Origin of the sequence: Mycobacteroides sp. H001, assembly GCF_001440005.1 — a bacterium.
GTDB lineage: Bacteria > Actinomycetota > Actinomycetes > Mycobacteriales > Mycobacteriaceae > Mycobacterium > Mycobacterium gwanakae.
The window spans coordinates 61,266-87,464 of sequence record NZ_LJYH01000045.1 but is presented as its reverse complement, the minus strand read 5'-3'; the positions used below and the strand labels follow the sequence as shown (position 1 = coordinate 87,464).

At 63.0% G+C, this 26,199-nt stretch carries 18 protein-coding genes and 3 pseudogenes; 11 read left to right on the top strand and 10 right to left on the bottom strand.

The genetic code is table 11. From position 1 onward, the window contains the following. Window positions 1-36 precede the first annotated feature (36 nt). Window positions 37-255 carry a cold shock domain-containing protein gene (locus AOT83_RS22265; protein ID WP_057964257.1) on the top strand — a complete coding sequence of 73 codons (219 nt, stop codon included), beginning with the start codon at window positions 37-39 and terminating at the stop codon, window positions 253-255. Window positions 256-657: 402 nt separating this feature from the next. On the opposite strand, the gene AOT83_RS22255 is transcribed toward AOT83_RS22265, so the two are convergent. The 7 genes and pseudogenes from AOT83_RS22255 to AOT83_RS28475 all read right to left on the bottom strand — a co-directional run. Next, window positions 658-2,607 (bottom strand): hypothetical protein, encoded by a 1,950-nt coding sequence (locus AOT83_RS22255; protein WP_057964256.1) that lies wholly within the window; start codon window positions 2,605-2,607, stop codon window positions 658-660. Beyond that, entirely contained in the window at window positions 2,600-3,718 is a 1,119-nt protein-coding gene (locus AOT83_RS22250; protein WP_057964319.1) for a VWA domain-containing protein, read from the bottom strand. The genes AOT83_RS22255 and AOT83_RS22250 overlap by 8 nt, the downstream gene beginning before the upstream one ends. 26 nt (window positions 3,719-3,744) lie before the next feature. Continuing rightward, complete coding sequence (locus tag AOT83_RS22245; protein ID WP_057964255.1) at window positions 3,745-6,021, bottom strand: DUF5682 family protein; 2,277 nt, start codon at window positions 6,019-6,021, stop codon at window positions 3,745-3,747. Beyond that, complete coding sequence (locus AOT83_RS22240) at window positions 6,018-7,106, bottom strand: AAA family ATPase (protein WP_057964254.1); 1,089 nt, start codon at window positions 7,104-7,106, stop codon at window positions 6,018-6,020. Before AOT83_RS22240 ends, AOT83_RS22245 begins: the two co-directional genes overlap by 4 nt. Window positions 7,107-7,125: 19 nt before the next feature. Continuing rightward, window positions 7,126-10,314: a DUF4132 domain-containing protein gene (locus tag AOT83_RS22235; RefSeq protein ID WP_057964253.1), complete on the bottom strand. Its 3,189-nt coding sequence runs from the start codon at window positions 10,312-10,314 to the stop codon at window positions 7,126-7,128. Continuing rightward, window positions 10,311-10,535: pseudogene (locus tag AOT83_RS28480) on the bottom strand (hypothetical protein); the annotation flags it as partial. The gene AOT83_RS22235 and the pseudogene AOT83_RS28480, both read right to left, overlap by 4 nt. A gap of 12 nt (window positions 10,536-10,547) precedes the next feature. After that, a pseudogene (locus AOT83_RS28475) lies at window positions 10,548-11,210 on the bottom strand (DUF4132 domain-containing protein); the annotation flags it as partial. Between the two features lie 3,018 nt (window positions 11,211-14,228). Here AOT83_RS28475 and AOT83_RS28045 point away from each other — a divergent pair. The 6 genes from AOT83_RS28045 (at window position 14,229) to AOT83_RS28470 (ending at window position 20,947) form a co-directional block, all read left to right on the top strand. Further along, a complete protein-coding gene (locus tag AOT83_RS28045) occupies window positions 14,229-17,642 on the top strand; it encodes a toxin glutamine deamidase domain-containing protein (RefSeq protein ID WP_234797708.1) in 3,414 nt (1,137 codons plus the stop codon). 5 nt (window positions 17,643-17,647) lie between these two features. Then, complete coding sequence (locus AOT83_RS22220) at window positions 17,648-18,208, top strand: hypothetical protein (protein WP_057964251.1); 561 nt, start codon at window positions 17,648-17,650, stop codon at window positions 18,206-18,208. A 72-nt stretch (window positions 18,209-18,280) separates the two neighbouring features. Beyond that, window positions 18,281-18,616, top strand: a complete 336-nt coding sequence (locus tag AOT83_RS22215) for a hypothetical protein (RefSeq protein ID WP_057964250.1) — start codon at window positions 18,281-18,283, stop codon at window positions 18,614-18,616. A gap of 105 nt (window positions 18,617-18,721) precedes the next feature. Further along, entirely contained in the window at window positions 18,722-19,249 is a 528-nt protein-coding gene (locus AOT83_RS22210; protein WP_057964249.1) for a hypothetical protein, read from the top strand. Window positions 19,250-19,473: 224 nt separating this feature from the next. Then, a complete protein-coding gene (locus AOT83_RS22205; RefSeq protein ID WP_131726932.1) occupies window positions 19,474-20,346 on the top strand; it encodes a hypothetical protein in 873 nt (290 codons plus the stop codon). Continuing rightward, complete coding sequence (locus AOT83_RS28470; RefSeq protein WP_346424263.1) at window positions 20,276-20,947, top strand: DUF6636 domain-containing protein; 672 nt, start codon at window positions 20,276-20,278, stop codon at window positions 20,945-20,947. Before AOT83_RS22205 ends, AOT83_RS28470 begins: the two co-directional genes overlap by 71 nt. 442 nt (window positions 20,948-21,389) lie before the next feature. On the opposite strand, the gene AOT83_RS22195 is transcribed toward AOT83_RS28470, so the two are convergent. Further along, window positions 21,390-21,920: a hypothetical protein gene (locus AOT83_RS22195; RefSeq protein ID WP_057964317.1), complete on the bottom strand. Its 531-nt coding sequence runs from the start codon at window positions 21,918-21,920 to the stop codon at window positions 21,390-21,392. A gap of 217 nt (window positions 21,921-22,137) precedes the next feature. Continuing rightward, complete coding sequence (locus AOT83_RS22190) at window positions 22,138-22,800, bottom strand: sensor domain-containing protein (RefSeq protein WP_234797699.1); 663 nt, start codon at window positions 22,798-22,800, stop codon at window positions 22,138-22,140. 262 nt (window positions 22,801-23,062) lie between these two features. Here AOT83_RS22190 and AOT83_RS22185 point away from each other — a divergent pair. From AOT83_RS22185 to AOT83_RS22175, 3 genes and pseudogenes are all read left to right on the top strand, one after another. Continuing rightward, window positions 23,063-23,254: pseudogene (locus AOT83_RS22185) on the top strand (DUF1963 domain-containing protein); the annotation flags it as partial. A gap of 44 nt (window positions 23,255-23,298) precedes the next feature. Further along, window positions 23,299-23,634: a hypothetical protein gene (locus AOT83_RS22180; RefSeq protein ID WP_057964246.1), complete on the top strand. Its 336-nt coding sequence runs from the start codon at window positions 23,299-23,301 to the stop codon at window positions 23,632-23,634. Between the two features lie 43 nt (window positions 23,635-23,677). Continuing rightward, window positions 23,678-24,094: a DUF2628 domain-containing protein gene (locus AOT83_RS22175; protein ID WP_057964245.1), complete on the top strand. Its 417-nt coding sequence runs from the start codon at window positions 23,678-23,680 to the stop codon at window positions 24,092-24,094. Between the two features lie 220 nt (window positions 24,095-24,314). Here AOT83_RS22175 and AOT83_RS22170 read toward each other — a convergent pair whose 3' ends face one another. Next, window positions 24,315-24,980, bottom strand: a complete 666-nt coding sequence (locus tag AOT83_RS22170) for a hypothetical protein (RefSeq protein ID WP_234797700.1) — start codon at window positions 24,978-24,980, stop codon at window positions 24,315-24,317. A gap of 711 nt (window positions 24,981-25,691) precedes the next feature. On the opposite strand from AOT83_RS22170, the gene AOT83_RS22160 reads away from it, so the two are divergent. After that, a complete protein-coding gene (locus AOT83_RS22160; RefSeq protein WP_234797701.1) occupies window positions 25,692-26,159 on the top strand; it encodes a hypothetical protein in 468 nt (155 codons plus the stop codon). Window positions 26,160-26,199: the final 40 nt, after the last annotated feature.

Genomic DNA, 26,199 nt, shown 5'->3' with positions numbered 1-26,199 from the left:
GTTGATGCGATCGACGCTGGCAGCCATGCTAGGGATATGGCGCAAGGCATTGTGAAGTTCTTCAATCCTGAGAGGGGCTGGGGCGCGATCACGTCGCCTGAGCTGCCCGATGGGCTAGATGCGTTCGCGCACTACACAATGATCGAGGGCGGGGGCTTCCGGATGCTCAACGAAGGGGAGCGCGTCGAGTTCGACTACGAGCAGAGACGACAGGACAGCTTCCAGTACGTTGCAACGCGTGTGCGTCAGCTCTGATCGCCGTCGAACCGATGGGCGGTTCCGGCCCAGCGTGCGTGCATCCTCGTGAGGAAGGCTGTAATCGGAGACCCCGAGTTCTCGGCGAGCACGCTATCGATTCCACACTTGGGACATAGGGCGGAATCGTCGTAGTCGGTCCATTCGGTGATCGTGCTTGGTGAGTAGATTGCCAGACAGTAGAAGCCGCCGCTGACGGCCGACCTACACAGTGCGGCAAGGTTGTTCGTGCGGTGGGGGTGGGCCTTATCTACCAACTTTCGTCCCCACATACAGGAATCGTTGCAGACGCTGGCGCAGACCTGCAGTCACCGCCCCCTACTCGCCACGGATGCGCGGAGCATTTTCGGGCTCGATTTCTGGCGGGTCGCACACCACGTGGGAGGCAGCCACGCCCTGTACTCAGAGCTGTTCCAGTATCGCCAGCACCCGGATCGTCGCGGCGAACCAGTGATTTGATGCTTCGATGCTGTCTGCGGAGCTCAGGGCATTGCCGAATTGGCGCAGCGCCGAGGCTGTTTGATGGAATCCCGTATTTGTGAGTCCATCTGCACAGGAATGTATTTGCTGATGTATGCCGGCACGGCAGTGGTCCAGCCCGGTGTGCGCGATCTGGGACAACAGCGACTGTGCTGCCAGCACCGAGCGGTGCAGCGGATCGGGGGGAACGTCGTGATGCTCCGGCAGTGCACGAGTTATGGCCGGCGCGAAATCGAACACGGACACCTCGGTGCCCAACAGGGCGGCCAGTGGTTCCACGATCAGGCGCCCGTGTGAGCGTCGCGCGATCCCGCTGAGAAATACCGGTTGGGCTTGTTCTCTGATCATGCTCAAGGCGCGGTGCAGGGCATCGAGGGCTCCCGGTGCCACTGAGCGATATTCGTCGGCGATGAGTGCTCTGCCGTCGTGAGCGTCGACAACCTCGGCCACCAAGCGCTGATCGCCGGGGGAGTAGGACATGGACACCACCCGGTGCACCGCGAACACCCTGACGAACTCGGCCTCGATCCGCGGCCTGACGAATCGAGGTGGTTGTGAGGTGATTTCGCGTTCTAGGAGGGAAAATTCGTGGTGGGCCAGATGATCGGGCAGCGATTCCCAGGCCCGGCCCAGCGGGAGCACGGATGTCTTGGCCACGGCCGAGCGGGTGAGTTCGAGTCCGCAATTGGCGTGCCGCACCGCGGACTCGGTCACCACCGAAGAACTGGCGAGCCGTTCCAGGGTGGTGCCCGCGATGCGCCTCCGTCCCACCACCTCGCCGGCGAAGCCCGGATCGTCGTCGACGGGCCAGCTGCGATGGATGACCATCGGGATCGAGTCGCCCACCAGATAGACCGTCGCCGATACCGCGTCGTCCATTCGGGTGAGACGCGCGCCGAGCGCGGTGAGACGGGTCAACCGGATTCGGGTGGACGCCTTTTCACCGGTGCCCAGGATCTGTGCCCGGGTCAGGCGTGGGCTGCTGGATGCCAGACTGCGAGCATGCACCTCGGCTAACAGCTCGGCCACCCGCAGATCAGAGAATGCGGCGTGGCGGGTGCGATACGCGCTGAATTGAGTATGCAGGTCCTGCAATGTGTCGGCAAGCCATCGGATGTTGTCGCGGTCGAGGTCTGCCGCGGTCCGATCGAGCTTCCCCGACAGCACGTCGGTGACGTTGACAGTTCCGGAGCGCAACAGCTCTACGGCGAGATCGTAGGCTTCCGCGGTGGGCTTGTCGTCTCGCTCGGCGGTTGATGCGACCTCGATCTCTACGCGCGTTGTGCCGGGATCGATCGCGTCCGCGAGGCGGAACGCCCATACCGCCAGCACAACGGTCACCGCGGACGCCTGCTTGTCTGCATCGGTGAGGGCGAAGTCGAGATGTTCGGGAATCATGAAACGAACTGTGCTGGAGGGAAACTCTACCGTGGGTGGTTGACCGCGCCGAACTGTCGCCGGATAGCCGGCGGCGCGGCGCCGCTCGGCGGCCTTCATGGTGGCCGCACCGAACGCTGCGGCCAGTTCGGCGTCGGTGAACATCGCGGGTGACCAGTCGGAACCCGCCGTGGCATCTTCTGTGTCCTGGGCGGCCCGCTGGTATCCGAGTACCAGGCCGATGCGGTGCCGGCACAGTGTGGTTGCCCCGCAGGTGCAGTCGGCCTGTGTGAGGGCTCGGTCCACCGCCAGCGTCGAGACGTTTCCGTCGTGCCAGCGGGCGGTGACGGCGCCGTCAGGTGCCTGTGATATTTCCGGTGGTGTCTCTGAATCCAGTTCGCGCTGCGCACGTTTCACCAGGCCCTTATTCGTCAGCCCAATGAGCGCCGCCTCGGTGATGATGTCCAGATCTGGACGGCACGGTTTTTCAGCCATGCGGGGTCAGGCATTCGGCGAGGAAGTCGACCAGATGCCCGGGCGTGAGGGCGCCAACCTCTACGCCGAAGGAGGCCAGCAGCTGCCCGACCGCGCGGTCGTAGGACGGCTCGGCGTTCTCATCGAGCGCGGACAGTGCGAACACCTTGCTGCCCTGCTCGACCAGGGCACGCAGTTGTCCGGTGAAGTTTCGAGGGTCCCCGCCCTCGAACAGGTCGCTGATGAGCACGAAGATGGTGCGCTGCGGGTTTTCGATAAGCCCCGCACCGTAGCTCACGGCCTTGGCGATGTCGGTGCCGCCACCCAGCTGCACCTTCATCAGCAGCTCCACCGGGTCGGTGAGATCCCTGGTGAGGTCGACGATCGAGGTGTCGAAGGCGACGAGATGAGTCTTGACCCCAGGAAGGTTCCACAGGCAGCTCGCGGTGACCGCGGAGTGGATGACAGATCCGAGCATCGAACCGGACTGATCGACCAGCATGATGATCTGCCACTTCTCGAGATGGCGCCGACTGCGAGAGGTGAACAGCGGCCGTTCGATCACGATGCGCTGGTGCTTGGTGTCGTAGTGACGCAGGTTGCGCCGGATGGTGGCACGCACATCCAGATCCCGTGAGCTGCCGCGGATGCTACGCCGGCGTAGTCGCGGGCCCGAAAATGCCTCCCGCACTTCGACGGACAGCTTGTCGACGAGATCCTGCACGACGGCCGCTACGAGCTTGCGGGCCATGTCGAGCACGTCCTGGTTCATCAGATGTTTCGTTCGCAGCACGGCGCGCAGCAGGGTCTGGTTGGGGCGGGCGCGGGCAAGCACGTCGGGATTGGTCACGATCTCTTGGATCTGATAGCGCTCCAAGGCGTCTCGTTCCAGACGTTCGACCGTGTCGCGGGGAAAGAGCCGGTGTACCTCGTTGATCCACTCCACGGTGTCAACGAGCGACTCAGCGTCACCTCCGGCGCGTTCACCTGACGGCCGGGCGCCGCGGGCCGCCAGCTCGTCGTCGCGTCCGTATAGCCACGACAGCGCGGCATCGCGGCCGGCCATGTCGCCGGTGAGTCGGGCGCAGTTGCCGCCCGGCTCACCCAGGATCAGGCGCCAGCGTTGCAGCATAAGCTCGTTCGGGTTTTCCTGCTGGTTCACGGGTTCAGCCCCGCTTCCGACAGCAGACTGTCGACGCGCTCCTCGATCCTCGCGGCATAGGCCGGCAGCGCCGGATCGGACTCGGTGCGTACGAATGCCCGTCCTGCGGCCGCCCGGCCACGCGCCACCAGTATCCGGTCGGCGATGCGGGTGCGCTCGCGCGGCGGAAAGTACTCGAAGGCCTGGCGCACGGCGGGCAGCGCCGCCAGGAAATCGCGTTCGGTCATATCCTCGACGATGTGGTCGAGGGCGGAGATCACGTCGAATCCCGAGCCGTCCTGAGTGTGTAGAACCTGTTCTCGCGCAAGACCGAACACGCCGACGAGTAAGTCCCCGAGGGTCTCGGGCATGCTCAGGGCTCGCACCATGTCCACCGGATCGACGGCAGCCTCGTCGTCTAGTCGCCAGCGGGCGCCCAGGGCCGCACCGCGCAGATCGGATGGGGCCTGTGGGTCTTGGCCGATGCGTTCCATGGTGCCCAGGAAGGCAGGTCTGTCGAGGGCGGCCGCCTCACCGGCGTGCGTCAGTGCATCGCAGACGGCCGCGAGGGCGGCGACTTCGCTGCGATCGGCGTCGCGTGTGCGCGCGCGGGCCGACTCGGCCAGCCATTCGATCCTGCGTACCGAGGCCGCGATCAGCGGCGGAAGCCGGTCGTGCTGGCGGACCTGGTAGATCCAGTCGTGGCGCCACAAGGCCAGCAGCGCGGACAGGAAGGTACCGAGCCCGCCCAGGTCGTAGCTGTCGGCGATGGCCTGGGAAGCGGGGGGCACGAGCTCGCCGAGCACCTCGTCGCTGCCGCAGAGCACGGCGTTGAACAGTGCCGGGCCGAGCGTGGCCGGTGTCGTGCCGCCATCGGCCACCGATTCGCGCAATACATGTGCCGCGGCAGCGCCGAGGGTAGCGCCGTGGGCACTGGCCTCCAGAAGTTTGGGAAGTTGGGTATCCCGCACCTGCAATTCCCAGCGTTCCGTGGTCGCCGGGTCCGTGCCGGCGGTGGGCCCCGAGATGCGCTCAAACCCCGGGATACTCAGCACCCGAAGACGATTCAGGATGCGGCTACGGTCAAGGTCAGCCCCGACGGTCAGGGTGAGCCGGACTTGACGAGGCGGCGTCAGATCGTGTTCGGCGAGCAGTCGCTCGACATCGGGCACCAGCGGCGGCAGCGGGGTGTCGGGATGAAGCTCACCGTGAGCGGTGCCGGTGAGGGCCGCGAGCATTTCCAGGACGGCGGGATGGGTTCCGGTCTGCAGCACACCACGGGCGGCCCACGGCAACGGAACCGGCAAGTCCTCGGTGATCAGGGCGGCCGCCAACCCGTCGAGAATATCGGCGCGGGCGCGCACAGGATGTCCGCGCAGCCGGGCCAGGCCCTCGGAGAGAGATTGGGCCGCAATCAGATCCGCAGTGGAGACCGGCACGTGACGTTCGCGCAGCCGGCCCGCGACATCCGCGATGAGCCGCTGACCAGCAGCCTCGGCACCGTTGTGCCATACCTGGTGGTAGTAGCCCGGCGAGGGCATACCCGACTGATAGCCGGAGAACGCGTCGAGGCGCCGGTAGGAGTAGGGGATGAGGTAGTTGCCGACGCGGTGGCCGTCCGGGGGCGGGGGCACCGCGGGCCATTGCGTCAGATCATCGCGTCCGGCGGTGAGTGAGACGAGCGCCGGTCGGTGAAACCCTCCGGTCACCACCACGATGGGGCGTCCACGAGCGAAGTGTTTTGCGGCGCAAATCCACTGGGCCATGTACTCCTCGCGGGCCGCATCTGAGTCCCCACCCCGCGCATCCCCACGCAGGGTGTCGAAGTACCGGGCCAGGGTGTGGTGCTCGGCCCCGGGCACCTCGACGAGGTGATCCCACAGCACGTCGTTGTTGTCCATCCCGAACTCCGCACACAGCCGGGAGGTGACGGCAATATGCCGGGCATCGGCATCGGAGTAGCGGTTGGTTCTTTCCTCGAAGGCGTGATGCCAGGCCGGCAGGTCGATGAACCGGAACTCGGCGCCGACGGCCTTGGCCGTGGTCAGCGCCACCCATTCCGGGGAGTAGTCGCAAAACGGTGCCCAGATCATCCGGTGGACGTCGGGGCCGGTGATGAAGCTGAACAGGGCGATCGGCAATCTGTGTCCCAGCAGCAACTCGTCGATTCGATCGTTGAAGTCGGCGCTGCCTTCGACGAGAACGTAAGCCGGAGAGACGTTGTGGATCACGTCGCGCACCAGCCGGGCACATGCCGGGCTGTGGTGGCGAACCCCGATGAAGTGGACGGTCAATCGGCGCTCAGTAGGTGTCGGGCCTGATAGAAGTCCTTCCAGGCCTTTCCGTTTCGCCGTGCGGCGTGGTGGTCGATGTAGGTGCGCACCTTGGTGAGGTCGTCGGAGTTGTCCTTGACAGCGGTGCCGGAGATGGCCTCCACGATATCGGCGGCAGACCCGGCTTCGCGGCGCAGGAACCAGCCTCGGATACCGACGGCGTGCGCCACCGACACGGCCTCGGCGGTGCTCATCACGGAGCTGAGCGATTCGATGGGGGTGCCGTCAGCGGTTCGGCCCGTTCGCAATTCGCGGAATATCGTCACCAGGACCTCTAGCACGTCGGGTCTCTGAGCGATCGTGACGCCGGACTCCACGAGCATCCGGGCAGACTCGGTGGTGACCAGGGCCAGCTCGGTCTCCATATCCCTGATCGGAAACACCGTCTCGAAGTTGAAGCGTCGCTTGAGCGCGGCACTCATTTCGTTGACGCCACGGTCCCGGGTGTTCGCGGTGGCGATCACGTTGAAGCCGGCCCGTGCGAAAACCAGCCCGTCGGCGCCGTGCAGTTCCGGTATCGCCAACACGCGCTCGGAGAGTACCGAGAGCAGGCTGTCCTGAACTTCCAAGGGACAGCGCGTGATTTCCTCGAAGCGCACCACCGTGCCGGTGCGCATGGCCGATAGCAGAGGAGCCGGTACCACCGAATCCGGGCTGGGCCCCTGTGCCAGTAGCATCGCGTAGTTCCACGAGTACTTGATCTGATCCTCGGTGGTGGCGGCGCCACCCTGGATGACCAAGGTGGACTCGCCGCTGACGGCGGCTGCGATCAGTTCGGACAGCCAGGATTTCGCGGTTCCCGGATCGCCCACCAACATGAGACCGCGGTTGGTGGCCAGGGTGACCAGCGCTCGATCGATCAGGGAGGGATCGCCGACGAATTTGCGCTCGATACCGAGCTTGCGGTCGCCGAGAATGAAGGCTCTGGCCGTTCGCATGCTCAGCGCCCAGCCGGGCGGCCGGTCGTCGGGGTCGTTGTCGCGCAGCCGCCGCAGTTCCTCGGCGTACCGGATCTCGGCCGGTGGCCTCTGCAGATCACTTGTCACAGTGGTCCTCTCGCGTCAGTCATGATCGGTGCCGCTCTAGTTCCGTCAGGTCCGCCAGGATTTCGGAGATGAGTACGGGGTCGATATCACCGTAAGTCCCGGACGACAGCCAGACCCGCTGGATGGTCTGGTCTCCCAGCATGTCGGGTTCGCCCACCGGAATCCCCGGATCGAGGTCGATGCTCACCTCGGCACCCGAGGGCAGGGTCTGGATGACGCTGTTCTGCACCCCCGCATCGGCGGGGGTGTCACGGTTCCAGCCCTGCTTGGCTAGGCCGAGCAGCACGCGCGACGGCACCGTCAGTTTGTCGAACCGGGATAGGACGTTGGTGAACTTCTCGGAGTCGGTGAGTCGGTATACCGGACGGCTCAGTTGCGGAAATGGTTGCAGCAGTTCGTAGTCCGCGAACAACTCGGACCAGGCGGCCAGCAGCTCGGCGGACAGCTGGGCGGGATGAGCCACGCCGACGACAGCGTTTTCGTCCAATTCGAACGGATTGTCTTGGGCGTCGGCGAAGGAGTTGTCCTCGGCGACCCGGAAGCTCTGCAGCAGTGGCGAATTGGGCTCTGCGGTCTCGTAGGTACCCCAGACCAGCCGACGTACCAGCACGCCGACCAGGGGATGGGACACGAAGTAGGCGCGGAAGTCCGCGGCGCCGAAGCGGCGCTGATACCGCATGGCGCGCTGCAGCCGGGCGATCTGATCGGAGGCCGCGCCCCGCACGTCCTTCTTCAGGGCCGAGAACTGTTTGGTGGCTGCGGCCGCTAGGTCCGGGTCGTCGGTGGCCGCGGGCTTGGGCAGAGCCTTGCGCGGCTTGTCGTCGGCGTCGGTGAGGTAGGGCTTGAGGCTCTCGTCGAATCCGACGATGAACTGTCGGGGCCCGAAGTCGAGCGTGACCGTACCTTGCGGGGACAAACCGAAATCCGGGACGAGCCGGTCGCCCAGTTGCTCGGGGGTCAGCTCCAGTTCGTCGGCGATCTGCTCGATCTTGTCGGCGGCCTTGGCCCGCAGGGCCTTGAACGGTACCTTCTGCGAAATGCGGTAGAGGTGCATGAGCGCGACATCGGTCCCGATGTCGGAGAGGACGTCCAGGCCAGCAACCGCGCGCTGGTGTGCGCTTTCTCCCGGCCAGGCCTGGATCAGTGGTGAGAGGGAACGCACCGTGTCGTCATCGCCCAGCCAACCCTGCAGGCGCAGAACCCACACATCCTTGCTGGAATAGTCCATCCGGCGGTACTGCTGGAAGAGTGCCCACGCCCACTGCGCCAGCGATCCCGGATCGCACAGTACGGCCACGGTTTCCAACCCTGGGTAGGGCGCGCCGGCATCGCCGAGCTGACACATGGTGATCAGGGCCGGAACCAGCTCCCGCGGCAACGCCGATTGCCGTCCGGACAGCCTGACCTGCGGAAGTAGCTGCGGTGCAAGCCAAGGGGGAAGCGCGGGGATCCTGGCAGGCAAGATGGTGAGTGGTTCCGTGTCCAGCAGCACCGCGATGGCGGCGGCGGGCTCCTCGCCATAGCTGCGCGCACGGTCGACGATCTCCACCCGCGAGTGATCCGCCGCCAGACGGCGCAATGCCGCCTCGGCACCCCGGCGACGGGCTCCCGCCTTGCCCAGCGCAGCAGGTACCAGATACGCCACGGCGTCCAGCCCGTGACAGCGAAGCCAATCCAGGGCAACGGTGCGGAGTTTGCCGCGGCGCAGCAGGAATTCGGCCATCCGGGGCGCCACCTCGTGACTGCGCACCGGAATCAGCGTGTAGGCGGCCGCCACCGCGCTCTTGTCGAGCGCACGTACGGCGGCGGGGTAGGCATCCACGCCGAAGCGCGCCAGCGCATAGGGCAGCCATCCCGCATCCCAGTAACGGGCAGTTGGTGCCCAGTGACGCACCAACGCCAACGCATCATCGCCAGAAAGCTCGACCAGTGCCCCTTCCATCTGCCAATCCGAGTAACCGCCTTCGGCGAGGCGCTGCCAGGACGGCATGTACTGCGGTGTGAACCGGAAGGTGGGCTGCCTGGCCAAAAGACGCTCGCGTTCTCCCGGCGGCCAATGAAAGGCTACGGCCAGCTCAGCTTGCAGCTCGAATACCGGCGGTTTGGCGGACTTCTTCCGGCCGATCCACGGTGGATTCAGGAGAATCGTTGGTGGCGAGTCGGATTCGGGCAGGGCATCTTGCATTGCCGTGATCTTCTCGATGGTTGCCCTGGTCGCATCGTCCAGCGCGGGCGACGCCGTGGCTATCTGCTCGGGCTGGGTGAGCACGTAGGCCTGCAGCTCGACTGCCGCGGCTTCGGTTCCTGAGTGAGCCAGTGCAGGTAGACCTACACTCGGGTGGCGCTCGAGAGCGGATCGGATGGCGCCGTAGCCGCCTCGGGCGCCAGCGTATCCGAGAAGCTGCCGGAATGCTTCGGGTGTCGGGCAGTGGGCGAGGAGGTCCATTAGCTCGACACGCCCGTCGGTGTCCGCCTCGTTTTTGAAGGCGGCTGCGATCGCCTCGGTTACCGCGGTGCCGGCGCGCACGGCAGCAGTCGCGAAGCTGGGCATGCTGCTCAGTCGGGTGTAGATGGTAGGCGTGTTTACCACGAGCTCATGTACTTGCGATTGTGTCTTCACGGTGCACAGCAGCAGGTTGAAGCTCAGATGGTCTATTGGTGTTAGGGATAGCGCGGCGTCGATCAGGTCCGGTTCGGTGGGGGCGATATAGGCCGCGTGCACGGGATGAATCGCAGGATCGCGAAGCTCGGTGACCGCGAGGCGGTATTCCGATTCGGGCAGTGTGGCGAGGGTCTGCCGCAGCAACTCAGGCTGCGCGGTTCGCCAGGACACCGCGGGGTCCGGCTGGTACGTCAGCCCCCGGTACCAGGAACCGAAATGCGTGGACTGCGCCCAGGCCTGAATCGCCGGGGTGGTTCCGTAGGTGTCCAAGGTCCAGGCGAGCAGGCCGACCGACCCGGAAAACCCGAGCAATGCCGGTAGTGCGAGCTTGAGATCGGGTATATCCCAATCACATTCGCTGATACTGTCGCGGACCTGATCGGTGGTGGACGACCGGGCCAGCTCCTTGTCGATCTCCACCGATTGGGCTTCAAAGCAATCTCGCGCGCTGACCCTCTCGATCGGTTTGAGGGCCTGCGGCCGGTCCCACCCGCGCCACGGGATCACCCGGTTGAGCCACTTGTCTGGCAATGAAAATGGGGTCATTGTGCAGTTGCTCCCGTCACGTCGGTGATGATTTCCGAAGCGAACACCAGGCCTGTTTCGGCGAACGTGCCTCGGTCTAGTCGCACCGATATTTCTTGGGTTTCGATCTCCCGCGGGTCTGCAGGAATGCCTGGGTCGAGCCAGATGTCGACGATGCGGCCGCCGGGCGCAGACCGCGAGATCTGGCGGCGGAATGGACCGTCGAACATCTGGCCGATCTCCCATCCCCGGCTGCTGAGCGCGGTGAGCGAGAACGTCTTTGCCGTGACCTGCGCGAATCTGGAGAGTTCCTGCTCCCGTAGATCCTGCTCGGTAGCGTTGATCACCGGCCGGTTGATCTGTGGGAAGGGCTGCAGCAGTTCGTAATCGGTGAATATCCTGCCCCAGGTGATCATGTGCTCAGGGGCGTGGAGTGGATGCGCGATGCCCACGGTGTGGGACGGCGTGAGGGATATCAGGGAGTCATTGTCGTCGGCAAGGGTCCGGTCCTCGGCCACCCGGAACAAGCTCAGCTGCCCGGTTGGTGAAAAGGCAGCCCACAGCAGGCGCCTGACGACATGGATCAACAGCGGATGCGACACGAACAGTGATTCGAATTCCTCAACGCTCCAACGTCGTTCGTGAATCATGGCGTCTTCGAGCCTGCGCAGTTGTTCCTTCGCCACGGTGCGCACCTGTCGGCGCAGTGCGGAGAAACGCCGGTAAGAGTCTTCGGCGCGGACGGCGTCATCGCCCTTACCCGGTTTGGGTAGGGCCTTCAACACCGAACCTGATTCGTTGGTCACCACAGGCTGCAGCCGTTCGTCGAATCGGGCTGTGAATACCCGGCTGCCGTAGTCCAGTGCCAGGGCTGAGGCGTCGCTGAGGCCAAGGTCGGGTACCAGACGGTCTGCCATCTGTTCGGCAGACAGTGACCGGCTCAACGCAATCTCTTGTATCTTAGAGTTTGCCTTGTCTTTCAATGGTTTTGAGCGCTCGCGCTGAGAGATGCGATAGATGGTGAGCAGAGCGTGGTCGGATCCGATGTTGGCCAGCACGTCCAGCCCGTGGGGGACTCTGGCGCTACGTCCCATTCCCGGCCAGCGCCGGATGATGTCGTTGAGCCGATCGACCGTCTCGTCGTCGGCAAACCAGGCTAGGGCGTCGAGCGCCCACGAGTGCCGGGTGGGTGCACCAATGCGGTCCCACGCCTCGTACAGCGACCAAGTCAGTCTGCGCAGTGCCGCGGTATCGCAGCTCTCGGCGATGGCGATGAGCCCGGCGTAAGGATTATCGAGGCTCGACATCATCAGCATGACGACGATGACGTTCACGCTCTCGGTCGGCAGAGATGTTCTGTCGGTGAGCGTAACGGGCGTCAGCAGCGCCCCTGCAGCCCAATCCGGTACGGAGGGTATCCGTTTCGGAAACACCAGTAGGGGATCGAGCCCGACGATCTCGCCGATGGCGTTGGCGGCGGCATCGCCATAGTGACGGCTCGACTCGATGACCGCCGCGGGGCTGTCGGTGCGGGCCAGGTACCGCAGTGCTAGGTGGGTGCTCTCGCGAAGGGCGCCCAGTGGACCCAACGCCGCCGGTACCAACATCGGGGCTACGGCGGCTCCGTGCCTACGGAAGTAGGTCCGCGCGGCGATGGACAGGAGTCGGCGTTTTCCGGCGAGCCAGAGAGCTTGGGTCTCGGCCACCTCGCGAGTAATGATCGGCCCCAAGACCGCCGATGCGGCCTCCGGTTCCTTAGCGGACATCTGGATGGCCACAGGGCCGAGTGCCGGTCCGTGCCGGTGCAGGGCTGCTGGAAACCAATAGCCAGCCGAGAAACACCAAAGTGGCAACCAATGGCCCTCGATGAGCTTGCGGGCCAGCTCAGGCGGACCGCTGAGCAGAATCGACTGGAAATCGAAGCCGGACAGCTTGCCGCGCTCGCCGTCGGCCTCCAGATCACCCCAGGTCCGCGCGCCCAACCGCGGCTCATGTTCGGGAAAATTCCTCAACTTCTCCAATTCATTTGGGGTCCACGACAATTCGGCATCTGGAGGGGCGGGTAGCTCACTGAGCACGATGGGTTTGGCCTTCGGCTGTTTCGTGGTCCAAGGCGGGGAGACCAGCAGCTCGGGCAAGTCTGCGGCGCCGACGGTGGGCGCGGCGTCGGGCACGGGAGCAGAGCCCTGCGGCAGGTGTGCCGTCAGGTGCGGGCGTAGCGCCAGATGCATGGCGAGCAGCTCGGCCGATGCCGGGTCGTGCCGCTTGGCCAGCTGGTCCGCGGCGCGCGTCGGGAAGCGGGTCATCGCGAGCTCCACCGACTGTCGCACCCCAGGCTTGTCCGCATGCCGCAGCAATGCGGCAAAGGCCGCCTCACCGGGCAGGCAGGCCAGTGCTTCGGAGACCACCGCGGCGCGCCCCTTCGATAAGTACCCGTCGAGAATGCGGTCCAGGACGGGCACCAGGGCCACCCCGAACCGGTCCACCAGCGTGGGCAGGATGCGCCGGTAGTCCTGGTAGTAGGAGTCCCAGCCGGTGTCGTGGAAAAGCAGCTCGCAGACCATGTCGATCGAGGAGACACTGGTCAGCAGCTCCAGGCGAGAGCGGTTCTCGACAAGCCCGATCGGCTCCTTACAGGCCTCTGAAACCCACTGAGTCTCCGTCGGGAACATAAACGCCGCAATGCATTTCGTCTTGTCCGAGACGCGGGCCGGGGAGATCGCGTGCACCGCCTGCTGGTATTCCGTGGAGCCCACCAGGGTTAGTCGCCCGCGAAGCCGCAGCGCCACATCAAAACATTCGACCCGGACGTGGCTCCATAAGTCGGGGACGGGCGCATCGGCGGAACTCCACATGCTGAACAAAGGAGGCCCATCGGCCAGCTGGACCGCCGTCCATAAAGCGAAGGCAAGACCGTGCTCACAGATCCACAGGTCCGCGTAGTCGGCAGGCTTGATGCCATCTAACAGGTTCAGGCGTGCCGCCGCGGCAGCGCCGAGCGGATCTGGCTGCCCAGCGAGGTAGCGCCGCCCCGCCTCGGCAGTCTCCGGAAACGTCCGGTGGTACGCGAGCATCGCCTCGATATCGGCGCGCCTGGTCTCGAAGGTCGTTTTCCGTATCCGGGCGACGGCATCCTCGTCGACGGGACGTATCGGAATCGGCGGGCCGCCGCGCCGCGGCAAGATGAGTTTGCGCCACGAAGGCGCCATCGTCACCGCCGCCTCATCGGTCGCCGAGCAGATATCTGCCACGACAGTTCCCCCCCTAGTCTCATTGCTCGCCGGATTGAGAATAGCTGTACGGTCGACGGAGCTCTTGTGGTCACGGCGACCAGGTAGCTGAGCCACTGGCGCGACACGCTCCCGACATGGCTTTGGCAAGCGATAGCCAACGGTATTTCAACGGATGACGCTTGATGGCCCAGCGGAGGGCCAACAATCGTGATCGCTAACGAGATACTGGACAGCCGGCGACGCCCTCATCCGCTTCACAATTTTTCACTCACAAAATTTAGAGAACTCCGGCGGCGGTTGGTTTGGCGGCGACGGTCGAAACCGGGCTGACGTTGAGACGATAGGCGTGTGCCAGAGCCCGCAGCGTATCCGGCGCAAGTTGAGTTGCCGCGATTACCAGGTCGGTCCATGTATCGCGCAGCGATAGCCAACACCAACTGATCGATGATCAGGCATTCCCATATAGCTGAATGTTTGCTGCTTGTGTGGACATGGGTCTGCGGGTGGGCGTAGTGTCACGTCCCTGAAGGCTTTGCGGTGTGTGACGGAGGCGATGTGTCGGGGAACGGGCGATCAACTGAACAGCTGACAGCGGTGACCGATTGCCGCGATTTGACGCGATCGGCTGCGGTGACGCAGGAGTTGCCCGCACGTGATCTTGAACCCGTCCGCCACGGGGCCGATGACTCCGCACGTCGGCTAATGGCCTTCGCTGCCGGGGCAGTGCTGCTGGTCGTCGGGGTGGCTGGGCTGCACAACCTGTATCGGGCCGGGGACGGTATCGGCGAGCTGGTGAAATGGTCAGGGCCGTTGCTGTTGTGGCTTTCGTGCCTGGGCGGCGGAATCAAACTGGCGGTGTGGGGTGCGGGGCCGGTGACCGCGGCGGTGTTCGACGCGGCGAAGGCCCAGTTGACCGCGTTCGGGCGCGCTGTCGTGGCCGCCGGTGCTGTGATCGCCGGGGCGTTGGGCATGTGGTGGACGTTCCGCGGCGGATATGTCATCTGGTGGCAGCAGGTCTCCGCCGAGCACCAGTGGACGCTACTGCTCGGCGTCGGTCAGATGCTCGTGGCGGTGTTGGCCGGTGCAGCGCTGTTCACCGGCGGCCGATATCTGGTCGGCTTAGCCAAAGTGGCCCTGACCGAGGCGGGTCTAGTGACCGAACGTGGCCGCGCAGACCACCGCGACGACAGCGCGCCGTCGCATCCGGCGCTGCTGACGGCCCTGATCGTCGGGGGCGGCGGGCTGGTGGTCATGGCCGCCTGGTTGACTCCGAAACTCGCACCAACCATCGCCGGTGCCAACGTACTTCCCGCCATCGCTGCCATCGCTGCCGTGCTGCTGTGGGCGATCGGGTCCAACCTGGGCTGGTGGAAAGGTCTTGTGGGGCTCTATAAATGGGCCACCGACGCTTCCCAGAAAGCTGGCGCGGTCGCGGGCGTGGCAGCGGTGCTGATGTTCTCGGCAAGCGGTCTGGGGTTGGGATGGTTTACCCCAGCCACGGTCCCCCAGGCTCACGCGGCGTGCCCACCGGACTGCGGCGGCGGTGGCGGGTTGGACGGTCCTCCTGGGGGCGGACAAATGTTCCAGCCGCCGAGCCAGGGTGGGCAGCAGATGCCCGACTACCAAGGCGGTAACAACCGTGCGCCGATGGACCAAAACGGCTCGGTATCCATCTACAACACTCAAGTACCCTCGGTCAGTAACAATGGCACTAGCGGCTCCAATGCACAGCAGGGTCCTCAACAGGGGTGGGATCAGCCCGCACACGGCACCCAGATCCCGGATTATCAGAACGCGACCCCGTACACGCAAGGACCGGGCAGACCGAATCCAGATTTCAACCCAGGATCCCAAGGCGCACAATCGAACCCAGGCTCCAATGCGGGATCGCAAGGCGGGCAAGCCAACCAAGGCGCGCAAAGCGGTAACCAGGGTGCCCAGCAGCCCCAGCAGCCGCCGTCACAAAACAGCGGCCAGCAGCCCCAAAACCAGCCGCCGCAGAACAACACCGGGCAGGAGCCCAACCAGCAGCCGCAGCAGTCTGATCAGCAGCGCCTCGATGAGTTGAGCCGCCAGCTACAGGATCAACAGCAGCAATCCGGTCAGGACCGGCAACGTATTGATGACCTGACCAAGCAGTTGCAGCAGCAGGGGCAGCAGAAGCAGAACGGCAACCAGAAGCTCCCCAAAGCTCCGTCCAAGGACAAGAAAAAAGACGATCAGCAGGATCGCGATAAGCAATCCGGAGACAACGACACCAGCGCCCTACTACTCGGTGCAGCGTCGACACGGCGCCGTAAACAAGACGACCAGCAGCAGCCTGAACAAAGCCAGCAGCAGGGACCGGACACCCAAGCGCTGGCACAAGACGGTGCACAGCTGGGCCAGTCCCTGCCCGGCGATATCGCCAACACCGTCTCCGACAGTGTGAATCTGGGTCAGTCTGCAGGATCTGCGGCGCAGAACTTCGGGTCCGCAGCACAGGCGGGTGCCTCGATTGCTTCTAGTGCGCAATCCGGTGCGGTCAATCCGATGGACGCCGTTGAGGTCGTGCAGGGCTTCTCCGGTGGCATCAGCGATACCGCTGACGCCGTGAGTTCGGGTGCCTCGATCGCTTCGACGTGGATCAATAACGCCGGTCAGGGGGCGCAGCTAGCCGCCGATGTAAACCCGCAACTCAAACCGCAAGCCGAGCAGGTTCAGCAGCTCACTCAGGCTGGTGGCCAAGTCGCGGACCTGACGGGCCAAGTCGCTGGCGGCGTCTCCCAGGTATCCGGTGTCGTCAACTCCGTCTCCAGCCTCGGCGCCTCCGGCATGCCCGACACCTCAGGTGCCACTGATGCGCTCTCGGGGACCGCCACAGCCGTGGATGTCCCCAAACCCACGCCACCGCCCCTACCCCAGCCATCGTCGGGTGTGCAGGGGCTCGACAGCACGACTACGCGTGCGCCCCAGCAGCCACCTCAACCGTCTAACCCGTCGACACCGAAGACCGCCAACCAGACCTCGACCTCTAAGCCACTCTCGCCGCTAGAGGCTTCCGCACTCCCGGCACCGCTGCAGGCCCTGAACACGGCGCAGGCCGCCAGCACACCAACGCCGTCCACGCCGAACCCTGCTGCAGGCAGTATGGCCATGTTGCCTGGCGTTCGGGACACCTGGAAGCCGCCGACACCATCGACATCGCCGAGCGTTTCGATGCCGCTGGACCCCAGCAGTGCTGAGGGCAAAGCGCTTTTGGACCACGCACGCCAGTACCTATTGGAGCAGAAGCTGCCGCCCGAAACCGTTGATGCCCAGATCAACAAGATGGCTGAGCTTTTGTCGAAGCAAAAGCCGGTTGTTTCTTGGGGGCAGACACCGGCGACTAGGCAGCCAGCACCTGGATTTGCTGATGGGTTCAAGGAGGGCTGGGATGGCTTATTCGAAGGGATACGCGACCTTGGAGGCCAGGGCGAGAAGGGTGTCGATGCGATGCCGGATGCGTGGCGAGGTCTACTTGGGAGACTCGCGGACGGCCCTGTGGGTTCGACTGTTCACAGCGTCGAGCAGATCAAGGATGCGCCCAGCCTTGCATACGGTTTCGGAGTTGAGGCAGGGCAAGCAGCTCCAGTCATAGCCACTCTTCCTTTTGGTGGCGAAGGCGCGGCGGTACGGGCAGCAAGACCTGGTGTGGCGAGCGTCGAGGAAATCGGTGGTTGGTTGAAGCAGATCAATAGTCCCGGAATATCGACGCCAGGGCGTGCGGTGAATTGCGGCAACTGTGCGCTCGCGATTGAACACCGTTTGTCAGGCCACGCGCCTGATGCGACGGCTGGCCTAGGCACACTCTCGATTTCCGAGATGGAGGCGGCGACGGGGTTCAAACAGGTGTCGATGAGCCCGGATCAGATTGCACAGAACCTTATTAAGCAGGGGCCGGGAGCACACACGATCGTTGGGGTAGATCGCGCCAACGGGGTTGCAGGGCACTGGTTTAACGCGTACTACGATGGCCAGAACGTTTGGGCGATAGATGGTCAGGTGGGGAAAATATTTGGTTGGCCGCCTAACATGGATGCGCCAGGGGCCCCGGTCACGCACTGGGATATGGGCGTCTTGACAGGCAAAGGGTGATTAGGGTGAGTAGAGAGCAGCAGATCGCGGTCGGTGCTCAGTGCATGAACATTGGCGTCGATGCGGCGGAGCAGACCGCTCAAGATCTTGAGTCTGGCTTGATCTTGATCGAAAGTCCATTGCCGAAAGTTGGTGCCGTGGTGGTCGCTCCCGATCTTTCAACCATGTTTGTACCGCCGTTCAATGACGCCAACGATGCGCTCGAATACTGGCGCAGTGGTCAACGTACACCGGTCGAAGAGTTCGCTTTGCTTTGGCAGTCACCCTCGGAAACGGTAGAGCGCCACTCCCACCTGGCAACGCGTGACGAGAAACTCAGTGTGGCCGCGGGGATCCTCAATGGGACCCTCGAAGCAGTAGCTGTTCGGGCTAATGATATGGAAGATGGGATTATTGTGGTCTCAAGCGAGGCCAGAGGCGCGGGGTCAGTATTGATCGGCCCGGATCTGTCGACGCTGTTCTTTCCTTCCTACGTGTGGCCACAAGAAGCCGTCGCGCAATGGCGTGGCGGCAGGCGCACACCCAAATCGGTACTGGCCGAGATCTGGTCTGGCCGAACGGGCTAAGGCAATGTCAGAATTACCCTTCACACTCTGTGTCCTAGCGCCCGACGCTGATGGCCGCGGTTGGGTAAGCCGATGACATCAGGCATCGACAACTGGCGTAACAGTTTCGTGGCGCTTGTTGCGCGAATGGCAGCTTCGCCGGAAATTCAGATCAGTTACCTACAAGAGCTTGGCGTGGGAACTGATGAACTGGCGCTTGAGTTCGAATCTTTGCATGTGCCAGAACGTCTTTCGTTAACTGATCAGCAGGGTGTGTATGCGCTCGACGTGGATCGCCTTCTGATCGCGATGACAGAGGCCCCGGATGTCGGCCAGTGGTCGTATGAGGGGCTGCAGTTGGATGCTCGATGGGGTGAAATCCGGCTTCTCGCCGCCAAGCTCCTCACCTCCTTGAGAGTCTCCCAATGAGGCCCCTAGTCCTGTTCCGGATACAGCGATGACAGCCACGTGCGGACTCGACATGCTCACGAAAGCTGGTTGTACCAAAGTCGGCGACTACTTGGTTCCTCCGGCATGAGCGTCTTTGTAGTTCTCAAGGGAATCCCTCCGGTGGGTTCGTCTCTACCGGAGGGGGATTGGTTCGTGCGTATCGAGCGCTCACTGGAGGAGCATCCCCAGGACTGGGTTACCGCCGCGACGGAAATGGGTGAAGACGACGCTTGGAGTTTGTTGTCATGGGCGGAAGTTGCTGCTAACCATATCGTTCGCAGTAAGGCGCGTCGAACGCTTATAACTTCAGCGTTCGCGGTGAGTATCGTCCTGCAAAGCGGTATCGACTGGCGCGAATGCTCACTGGTCGCGTCGCTTCTTCACCGAGCGGCGGACTTGTCAGGCATCGACTTCGCGGCCTGTGCTGCGGAAGGCTGCGCGTTGGCGGGGTCCGTAGGCGAGCAAGCGTTGCCACTACTGCTCGGCGCGGGGGCGAAAACGCCTTCGACTCACGTCGATTCGGGCACGCAGGGCACATTCTCGTTTACTCGGCGCGCTCCTGAATTCGACGTTCACGATCTCATGCGTCGGCTGGGTGCATCGGAAGGATGAGAACCGTCAGGATGCTCCTATGGACGTGTTGATTTCTGTTCTGCCGTAAACTATTACAGATTCCGGTGCGATCAGGATGCGGGGCACTGACGCGCGGCAAGTCGGCTAGACCACCGGGGTCGGAAGGCATCAAACAAACGAGACACGTGAGGTCGTCCTGATGGAGGGTCTGGGAGACTGGTTCCATTTTACCGTGTGCATCGGCCGTGGTCGTGGCATAAGACATGGGCGGTCAGCTAGCAGCAAACAACTTTGGTCGTATGATCGTCGCCATGGCTGATGGGTCCAGCTGCCAGCGCCGCTGGCGGGGTGTTCGGGCAGCTGCGGTGATCGCAGCGGCGACTGTCGGTGGATGTCACACAGATGCGCCGCCCGAGGGGGCTGATCCATTGCCGTCATGTGATCGGATCAGCACTTGGGATGAGGGCGACCAGAAGGATTGCCAGTTGATATCCAGCGACCATGTGGGGCTGTTGTTCCAAGGCCGGACGATCAAGAAGAACACGGGGGCACAACGTTTTGGCTATCCGATGGCGTATGAGGTCGACGTTCATGTGATGTCGTCGGGCGGGCAAGAGCAGCAGGTGATTACCGAACCAGCGTCTAGGGCTTGCGGCAATGGGTTCTTCTTGCGCGACCTTGATGGTGATGGCCGCGACGAGCTATTGGCCATCACCGGCTGCGGCGGCACCGGTGGCGAGAACTTGGCAATCTGGCGAGCAACGGGGGATTCGGCCCAGTTCGTACGTGCCGGGGAGACGTTTGGGTTCTTAAACTTCTGGCAGACCACGGACGGGTTTGTTGCTCAGTATGCGCATTCGAGTGCTGCTTCTGGTGTGGTGTCACTCTACGAGTTTGTCGGTGATCGGTTGGTGGAGGCCGCTGCCCTTGAGGTCGCGGTGGCAAGTTTCGATGACCCGTGGATTACTCGTCCGTGGATAGTGATCGGCAACACCAAATGCGCGTTGGGTCGTGAGGGTCGCCCACCCAAGACGTTGGCAGCTGGTGATGAGCGGCTAAAGGCTCATGGGATCGATCTGGATACCGCCGAACAGCATCTGTGTGCCGCGTTGGGCGACTATTACGCGAAAAAGTAGGTACCTGCCTCAAATGGATCGGATTAGCACAACTATGCGAGTTTCATTACTGCACAGAATCGTTGATGCGGTTCTCGCGGCCTTCCGGGTCCAGGAGGTCTCGCTCCATCTGGTGGCGACCAGGCCCCAGCGTTGGGCACTTCTGCCGCCGCTGTCGCGCGTCTTTAGCTTCTTCGTAGTCATGACAATAGTGTTGGGGTGCTTTGGGGTTCGCGTACCGCCAGCGCTGGCCGATACTTATGGCGTCAGGCATTTCACCACGCCGTCGGGCAACACTTTCTGCATCATCGTCAATGAATGGCCGAAACCTTCTGTGCGGTGCGACCTCAAGGAAGCGACGTTCACCCCGCCGCCTAGGCCGTCTGCAGATTGTCATGGCGTGTGGGGGCGAAGTGTGACGATGACTATTGGTGAGGACCCTGCGTTCCACTGCATCTCGGACTGGGCGGGTGGCGAGAACTTGTTCGTGCTGAAGTATGGCGACGACACGAAGGTGGGCCCATTCCAATGCTCGAGCCGAGTCGACGGCATCACCTGTGTCGACACCACCACGGGCCGCGGGTTCCGACTCGCACGGCAATCCTACGAATTCCTGCGTTGAGAAGGCCGAATTCGGCCGCTGCTTGAACAGTGAGAACGGCTATCGTCCGCTAGCCCGCGTGGGTCCGGGCCTTGCGTCGGATGTATTCACGTCGGGCCCAGGCGATAGCGATTGCCCATCCAGTTGCGCCCAAAACTGTTGCCGCCACAGCGAGGATCCGGTTGTGGACGATCTGGCCATGTACGTCGTATCCGAAACTGGGCGCATGGTCTGGGGAGCCTGTGAGCAGTTGCTCTTTGGTTCTTCCGTAGTGGTGGCAGCGGTCCCATTGGCTCATGGGTTTGTGATCGCAGGTCGCTGGATGCAGATATATGACCGGTGCGATCGCTAGGAAAAGCGTGCACATAGGGACTGCGATCACCAGGCGCCAGTCCGAGTAAGGGTTCTTCGATAGGAACGGGCGCCGTGTGCCGTCCTCGGAGTGCTTGCCCACTGTGGTCGGCTACTGCGGCGCAGGTGGGTACGGGTACGGATTGCCGTACGGGTACTGCGGTGGTGTTTTGCGTCGCCGGGATGCGGTGACGGCGATCACGATGACTCCGGCTCCCACGAGTGTGATGCCGCCGATGGGCCCCAAGAGGGCCGCCGTGATGGCTCCGGTTCCGGCTCGTGGTCCGAGCCCGTAGGTGATGTCGGAGTATCCGGCGCAGCTGACGGTGTAGTTGCCGTTCTGGTGGGCGCGCACCACGTAAAGGGCATGCCATTGGTTGATGCTCATGGAGCCGTCGTAGCGGCTGACGGTGGCGTCGTTGTTGTTCTCGTCGCGGGCCACGCAGCGGGTGTTCAGAGTCAGCTTCGGTACGGGTTCGACATCGGCGACGTAGATGATCATCTGTTCGCCTGAAGTGAATTGTGCAGTGGCAGAGCCGTTTGCGTCGAACTGGCTTGTGGGGCCCTTCATTGCCGATATGAGTCCGCCGACGAATATGCCGAGGCCGCCGATCAGCCCGACCGCTATCAGGGCCGCGCCGATGCCATACCAGTAGCGCGGTGTCGGCCGGTGTGGTGCGGCGGGAGGGGGCGTGGGCCAACGCGGAGGTGGTGGTGGTGGAGCGCCCCAGGGATATGCGTCGGCGTGTGGCGGCCAAGCATCAGGATTGTTGACTTGCACCCGTAACCCCCGTTCGCATTTCACCTGTTCGCGATCAAGTACGAGGGTAGCTGACTGGCTTCTGATGGTGGGCTGGGACCTAGTTCGGGGTGTTGATTTTGTGGGCGATCAGATCTGTGATGGTCTCGGCGTCGTGGGTGGTTGGCGGCGTCTTGCCGGGATCTTCGGTGGTGTCAATGGTTTCGGTGTCAATGAGATACCGGCCTTCTTGGGCGAGAACACGTTGTACGACGCCGGGCCTGCGGGTACCCGGCCCCGAGAGCAGTTCGGTTGATGTGATTCTGTTGCCATCGTCGGAGACTGAGGTGATTTCGTAGGTGAGTGTGTAGTTGGCGTTCACCTGCAGGGTCACGGTTCTGTCTTCGCATTGGCGCCATTGGGTGGAGAACTGTGAGTACCAGGTGTGTGCGCTGGCTTGAGTGTCCAGTTCGATGATTCCGGTGGTGGTACGGAAATTGGGTGTGGGGAGGTGGATGGTCTCGGTGTTGGTGGCCCATGTGAGTCGGATCGCCGCGCGCACGGGGGCACTGCTGTATGTGTAGCCCATCGCCGGGGACTGGACCGCGAGGCATTCGACGGGGGCAGCGCCTTTCTTGCCGTTGGGAAGTATCTCGACCCCGCCGGGTCTGCCGCCGTATCTGCTTCGCATGGGTGAGCCCAGCGCTGCTGAAAGTTCAGCCTCATCGGGCAGCAGCTTGGTGATCGGGCGCTGTGGCGGTTCGGGCAGTGGGCTGGTAGTCACAGCGCGTCCACTCACTGCTACGGAGCAACCGGCCAGCAGCATCGCGGTACACGCCACAGTGCAAGGTTGCCACATGTTGATCACAATTGATGATCTTAGGTAACGCCACCGCGGCGATTGCTGCTAGCCGTGATGAGTACGCCGTCACGATTTATGGACCGGTCGAATCAACTGCGCTAGGCCCCGCTAGAGGTAGGTGCGAGCGCAGGAGCCGAAAAATCTGGCTGCGGTAGGTTGCTGAACTTGGATATAGTTCGTTGTTATGGGGATTCCAGCGGGGCTAGATGGGTTGCTTTCGGAACTGGGTGCCGACGCTGACAGTCTCGAGTCCGAGTGTGGGGACCCGGATGTTCGGTCGTCGTATCTGGGTGGTGATCCGTCTTGGACAGTGGGCGGCCAGTGGCCGAACTATCGCGGCGAGCCTATGTCGTTTGTCTGCCAGGTCAACTTTGCGAATGGGTTCGTGATCGACCCCGACGGGTCCCGAGCTTTCTAGACGTGATGAATCGTCTGAGCCTTGTTGTTCCGTGGATTCTCGTTGTCGCGGCGCTGATCCTGTGTGCGTCGTCAATGCTTGAGCGGGACTGGACTGGCACCTTCTTGCATGGTTTGTACATGCTCGGGGCGTTCTATCTGGTGTGGAGCGAGCGCCGCAAGGTCCGACAGCGACGAGCCCAAGAGCAGGTGGTGGCCGAGTGGACGGACGTACAGGTATCCGAGGTTGTCGCCGGGCGGGACTCGGTGATCGAGGCAGTCAAGGCTCTACGTGAAGCACAACCCAGGCTAGGGCTGGCGGCGGCAACGCGGCTGGTTCGAGACGGGCGCAGGCAGTGATGCGATGAAGGCATACTCAGTGGTCTAGATCGAGGGTATCGAGATGAATCAAGCTGATGACCGCACCGAGTTGGCGTCGGTCTGGCAGTGGCGGTTTGGGTTCTATGACCAGTTCGGACACCCGGGCTCTAGCCCTGAATCCGAAACGGCTTATCGGGCGCTCCCGTTCGGTGCCCGATTGATGCTCAGTGGCAATCTGCTGGCGTTCTTTTTCGGCCCTATCTACTACTTCGTTAAAGGCATGTGGCGCAAGGGTTTAACCATTGTGGCGCTCACGCTAGCGGTTATCGCCGTGCAGTATGCGTTGGGCGGATCTGACAGGGTCTATCAGGCCATCAACTTGGCCATGAGTGGCGTGCTGATGGTAACGGCGAACTACGCCTATTACCTCGACCAGGTCAAGGGCAGCCGGTCGTGGAACCCCTGCGAGGGCATGAAGCGGTGGAAACGTCGGAGGTGATGGAAGGTTTCCCAAAGCTGCTTGAACCAAACGGTTTTACGCAGCTTTGACTAAATACATCGCCATTGGCAGAAGGGGTTCCATCGTGATCAGGAAGATCCTCACAGCGATCGTGCTGCTCGTGGGGGCTCTCGCCGGTATCTATTTGACCGGCCTCGGAATCATGTTGCAGGCCTGGGACGAAGCCATGTTGAGGTTCGACCAACGGTCGACTGCGTCGTCATACCTGTGGTGGGGGGTAAGTGCCTTCGGGCTGGCCCTGATAGCGGCCTGCGTCTGGGGCGGCATACGACCACAGCATCGGCGGCGCAGCGATGCCGATGTTCGGTGCGAGCGCAGCACCTGCGAGTAGTTGTGCTCGTGCTTCGAGTAGTGGGGGATAGAGCCACCAGTACACGGCCGTGCCCGTGAAGACGGCAGCGTTGAAGACGGTTGTAAAACTGATCGTCGCTCCGGTGGCTGAAATACCCACCTGGATAAGGACATTGACGGCCATGGATCCGATCAAGAACTTGCGCACTGCTGGCGACATCACGCGCAGCTGACGCTCAATCGTGTTCTGGGCCAAGTGTGCAGCGGCGCGCCGGATCGCTGGATCGGAAGGTATCGGCCCGAACAGGACTGCTTTGGAGGCTTGCCGATATTGGGCCGGTGTCAGGCCGTCGAGCATCTGGTGCAGCTGCGGCGCCCGGGACCGCGCGGCCAACGCCCACACCAGCCCGACCACGAGCGCCACCACGGCGATACCGATCCACCAACCGAGCCGTTGCCCCTGTTTGTCTTCGCGGTTGATGACCGCCACCGGGATGCCCGCTGCGATGAAAATCAGGGCTGAATACGCGAACCACTGAATCCACCACGGGGCAAGTGCAAGTCTGATCCACACCAGCACAGTGTAAGCGAACAGCAAACCGGTGGATGTGAGAGGATGGTGGACGGTTGGATGGCGTGCCGGGGACATTGATAGCGGGTAGATAGGGGGCTTCGTATGGGCAGAGCGGGTAGCAATGTGGACTCGGTTGTCAGAGCACTCACAACCGGATTGGTTGGTGCGGTTGCATTCTCGCTGCTACAACTCGGATCGCCATTGAATGCTGCGGCAGCACCGCCGATTCCGGATATCGATTCGTTGGTCGACGACAGCGGTCCGCTGCCTGTCAGCCCTGATGACCTTAATGCGATACCCGCTCTATGGTTCACCACGGAGACTGGGCTCCTGTGCAGAGAATGGACTGTCAAGGTTATGCACCAGGTGGCATGCGCGGGTGACTTGGCGGGACTTTCGGCGAGGACGCATACGGTGACATTGGACTCGATCTATGACCGAGGTTCTGGCCCTGCTAATTTCGTGGCCAGAACCTCTGAAGAGTTCTTCGGCGATACCAGCGGCGCGGCGCCTGTCTTGCTTCCGCGAGGTCACAAGATCGTGTTCTGGAACTTTTCGGCCACGGAGTCATTCATGTGTGGGGTGCCGGCGTCAGCGGACTTGGTTTGTGTCCTTAAAGCGCCACACGAAATCAGCTCTGACGCGGGTTCGCCGGTCGCTCACGGTTTCGTGATCGCGGCGCCCAAGAGCTGGGTTTTCTAGGTTCGCCGTATGGATGAAGGGCTGGTTGGAATGGTCTGTCGGTTTTTGCGTCATCAGAGTGTTTGCACTGCAATGGTATTCACATTGATTGGCGTGTGTGTTCTGTCTGCGTGTGGTCGGACTCCAGACGAGGTGCTTGCCGATGAGCTCAATGACATCTACCGCGAGGTCGCCCAGGCGGTGCAGAACCACAACCTCGATGTGTACAACGCGTTGACCTGTGCCCGGCAGCATTTGGATGGGATCGATTCCATTAAGAGCGGCTCTGCAGCCGATCTACCCGCAACTGGCGCTCTCACCGACGTGTCAGTGCACGGTGACGCCGCTCTAGCCACGCTTGCAGCCCCTCCTGAGATAGCGCGCGAGCTGGCCGAGGGCTACCGTGTCGCGTTCCTTAAAGAGAACGAGGGCTGGAAGTACTGCGGCGGTATCGTCGCGGTTGGGATTGCGTCAGCGCGCTCAAGTGGCAGGCAATGATGGTCACCGTGTGGCGATCATCGAGCCAGCACTGGCTGGG

Bases quoted from the DNA above. Each gene is read 5' to 3' on its own strand.
- AOT83_RS22265 (WP_057964257.1), top strand. From the start codon at position 37: ATGGCGCAAGGCATTGTGAAGTTCTTCAATCCTGAGAGGGGCTGGGGC.
- AOT83_RS22255 (WP_057964256.1), bottom strand. From the start codon at position 2,607: ATGGCTGAAAAACCGTGCCGTCCAGATCTGGACATCATCACCGAGGCG.
- AOT83_RS22250 (WP_057964319.1), bottom strand. From the start codon at position 3,718: ATGCTGCAACGCTGGCGCCTGATCCTGGGTGAGCCGGGCGGCAACTGC.
- AOT83_RS22235 (WP_057964253.1), bottom strand. From the start codon at position 10,314: ATGACCCCATTTTCATTGCCAGACAAGTGGCTCAACCGGGTGATCCCG.
- AOT83_RS28045 (WP_234797708.1), top strand. From the start codon at position 14,229: ATGGCCTTCGCTGCCGGGGCAGTGCTGCTGGTCGTCGGGGTGGCTGGG.
- AOT83_RS22215 (WP_057964250.1), top strand. From the start codon at position 18,281: ATGACATCAGGCATCGACAACTGGCGTAACAGTTTCGTGGCGCTTGTT.
- AOT83_RS22210 (WP_057964249.1), top strand. From the start codon at position 18,722: ATGAGCGTCTTTGTAGTTCTCAAGGGAATCCCTCCGGTGGGTTCGTCT.
- AOT83_RS22205 (WP_131726932.1), top strand. From the start codon at position 19,474: ATGGGCGGTCAGCTAGCAGCAAACAACTTTGGTCGTATGATCGTCGCC.
- AOT83_RS28470 (WP_346424263.1), top strand. From the start codon at position 20,276: ATGGGATCGATCTGGATACCGCCGAACAGCATCTGTGTGCCGCGTTGG.
- AOT83_RS22175 (WP_057964245.1), top strand. From the start codon at position 23,678: ATGAATCAAGCTGATGACCGCACCGAGTTGGCGTCGGTCTGGCAGTGG.
- AOT83_RS22160 (WP_234797701.1), top strand. From the start codon at position 25,692: ATGGATGAAGGGCTGGTTGGAATGGTCTGTCGGTTTTTGCGTCATCAG.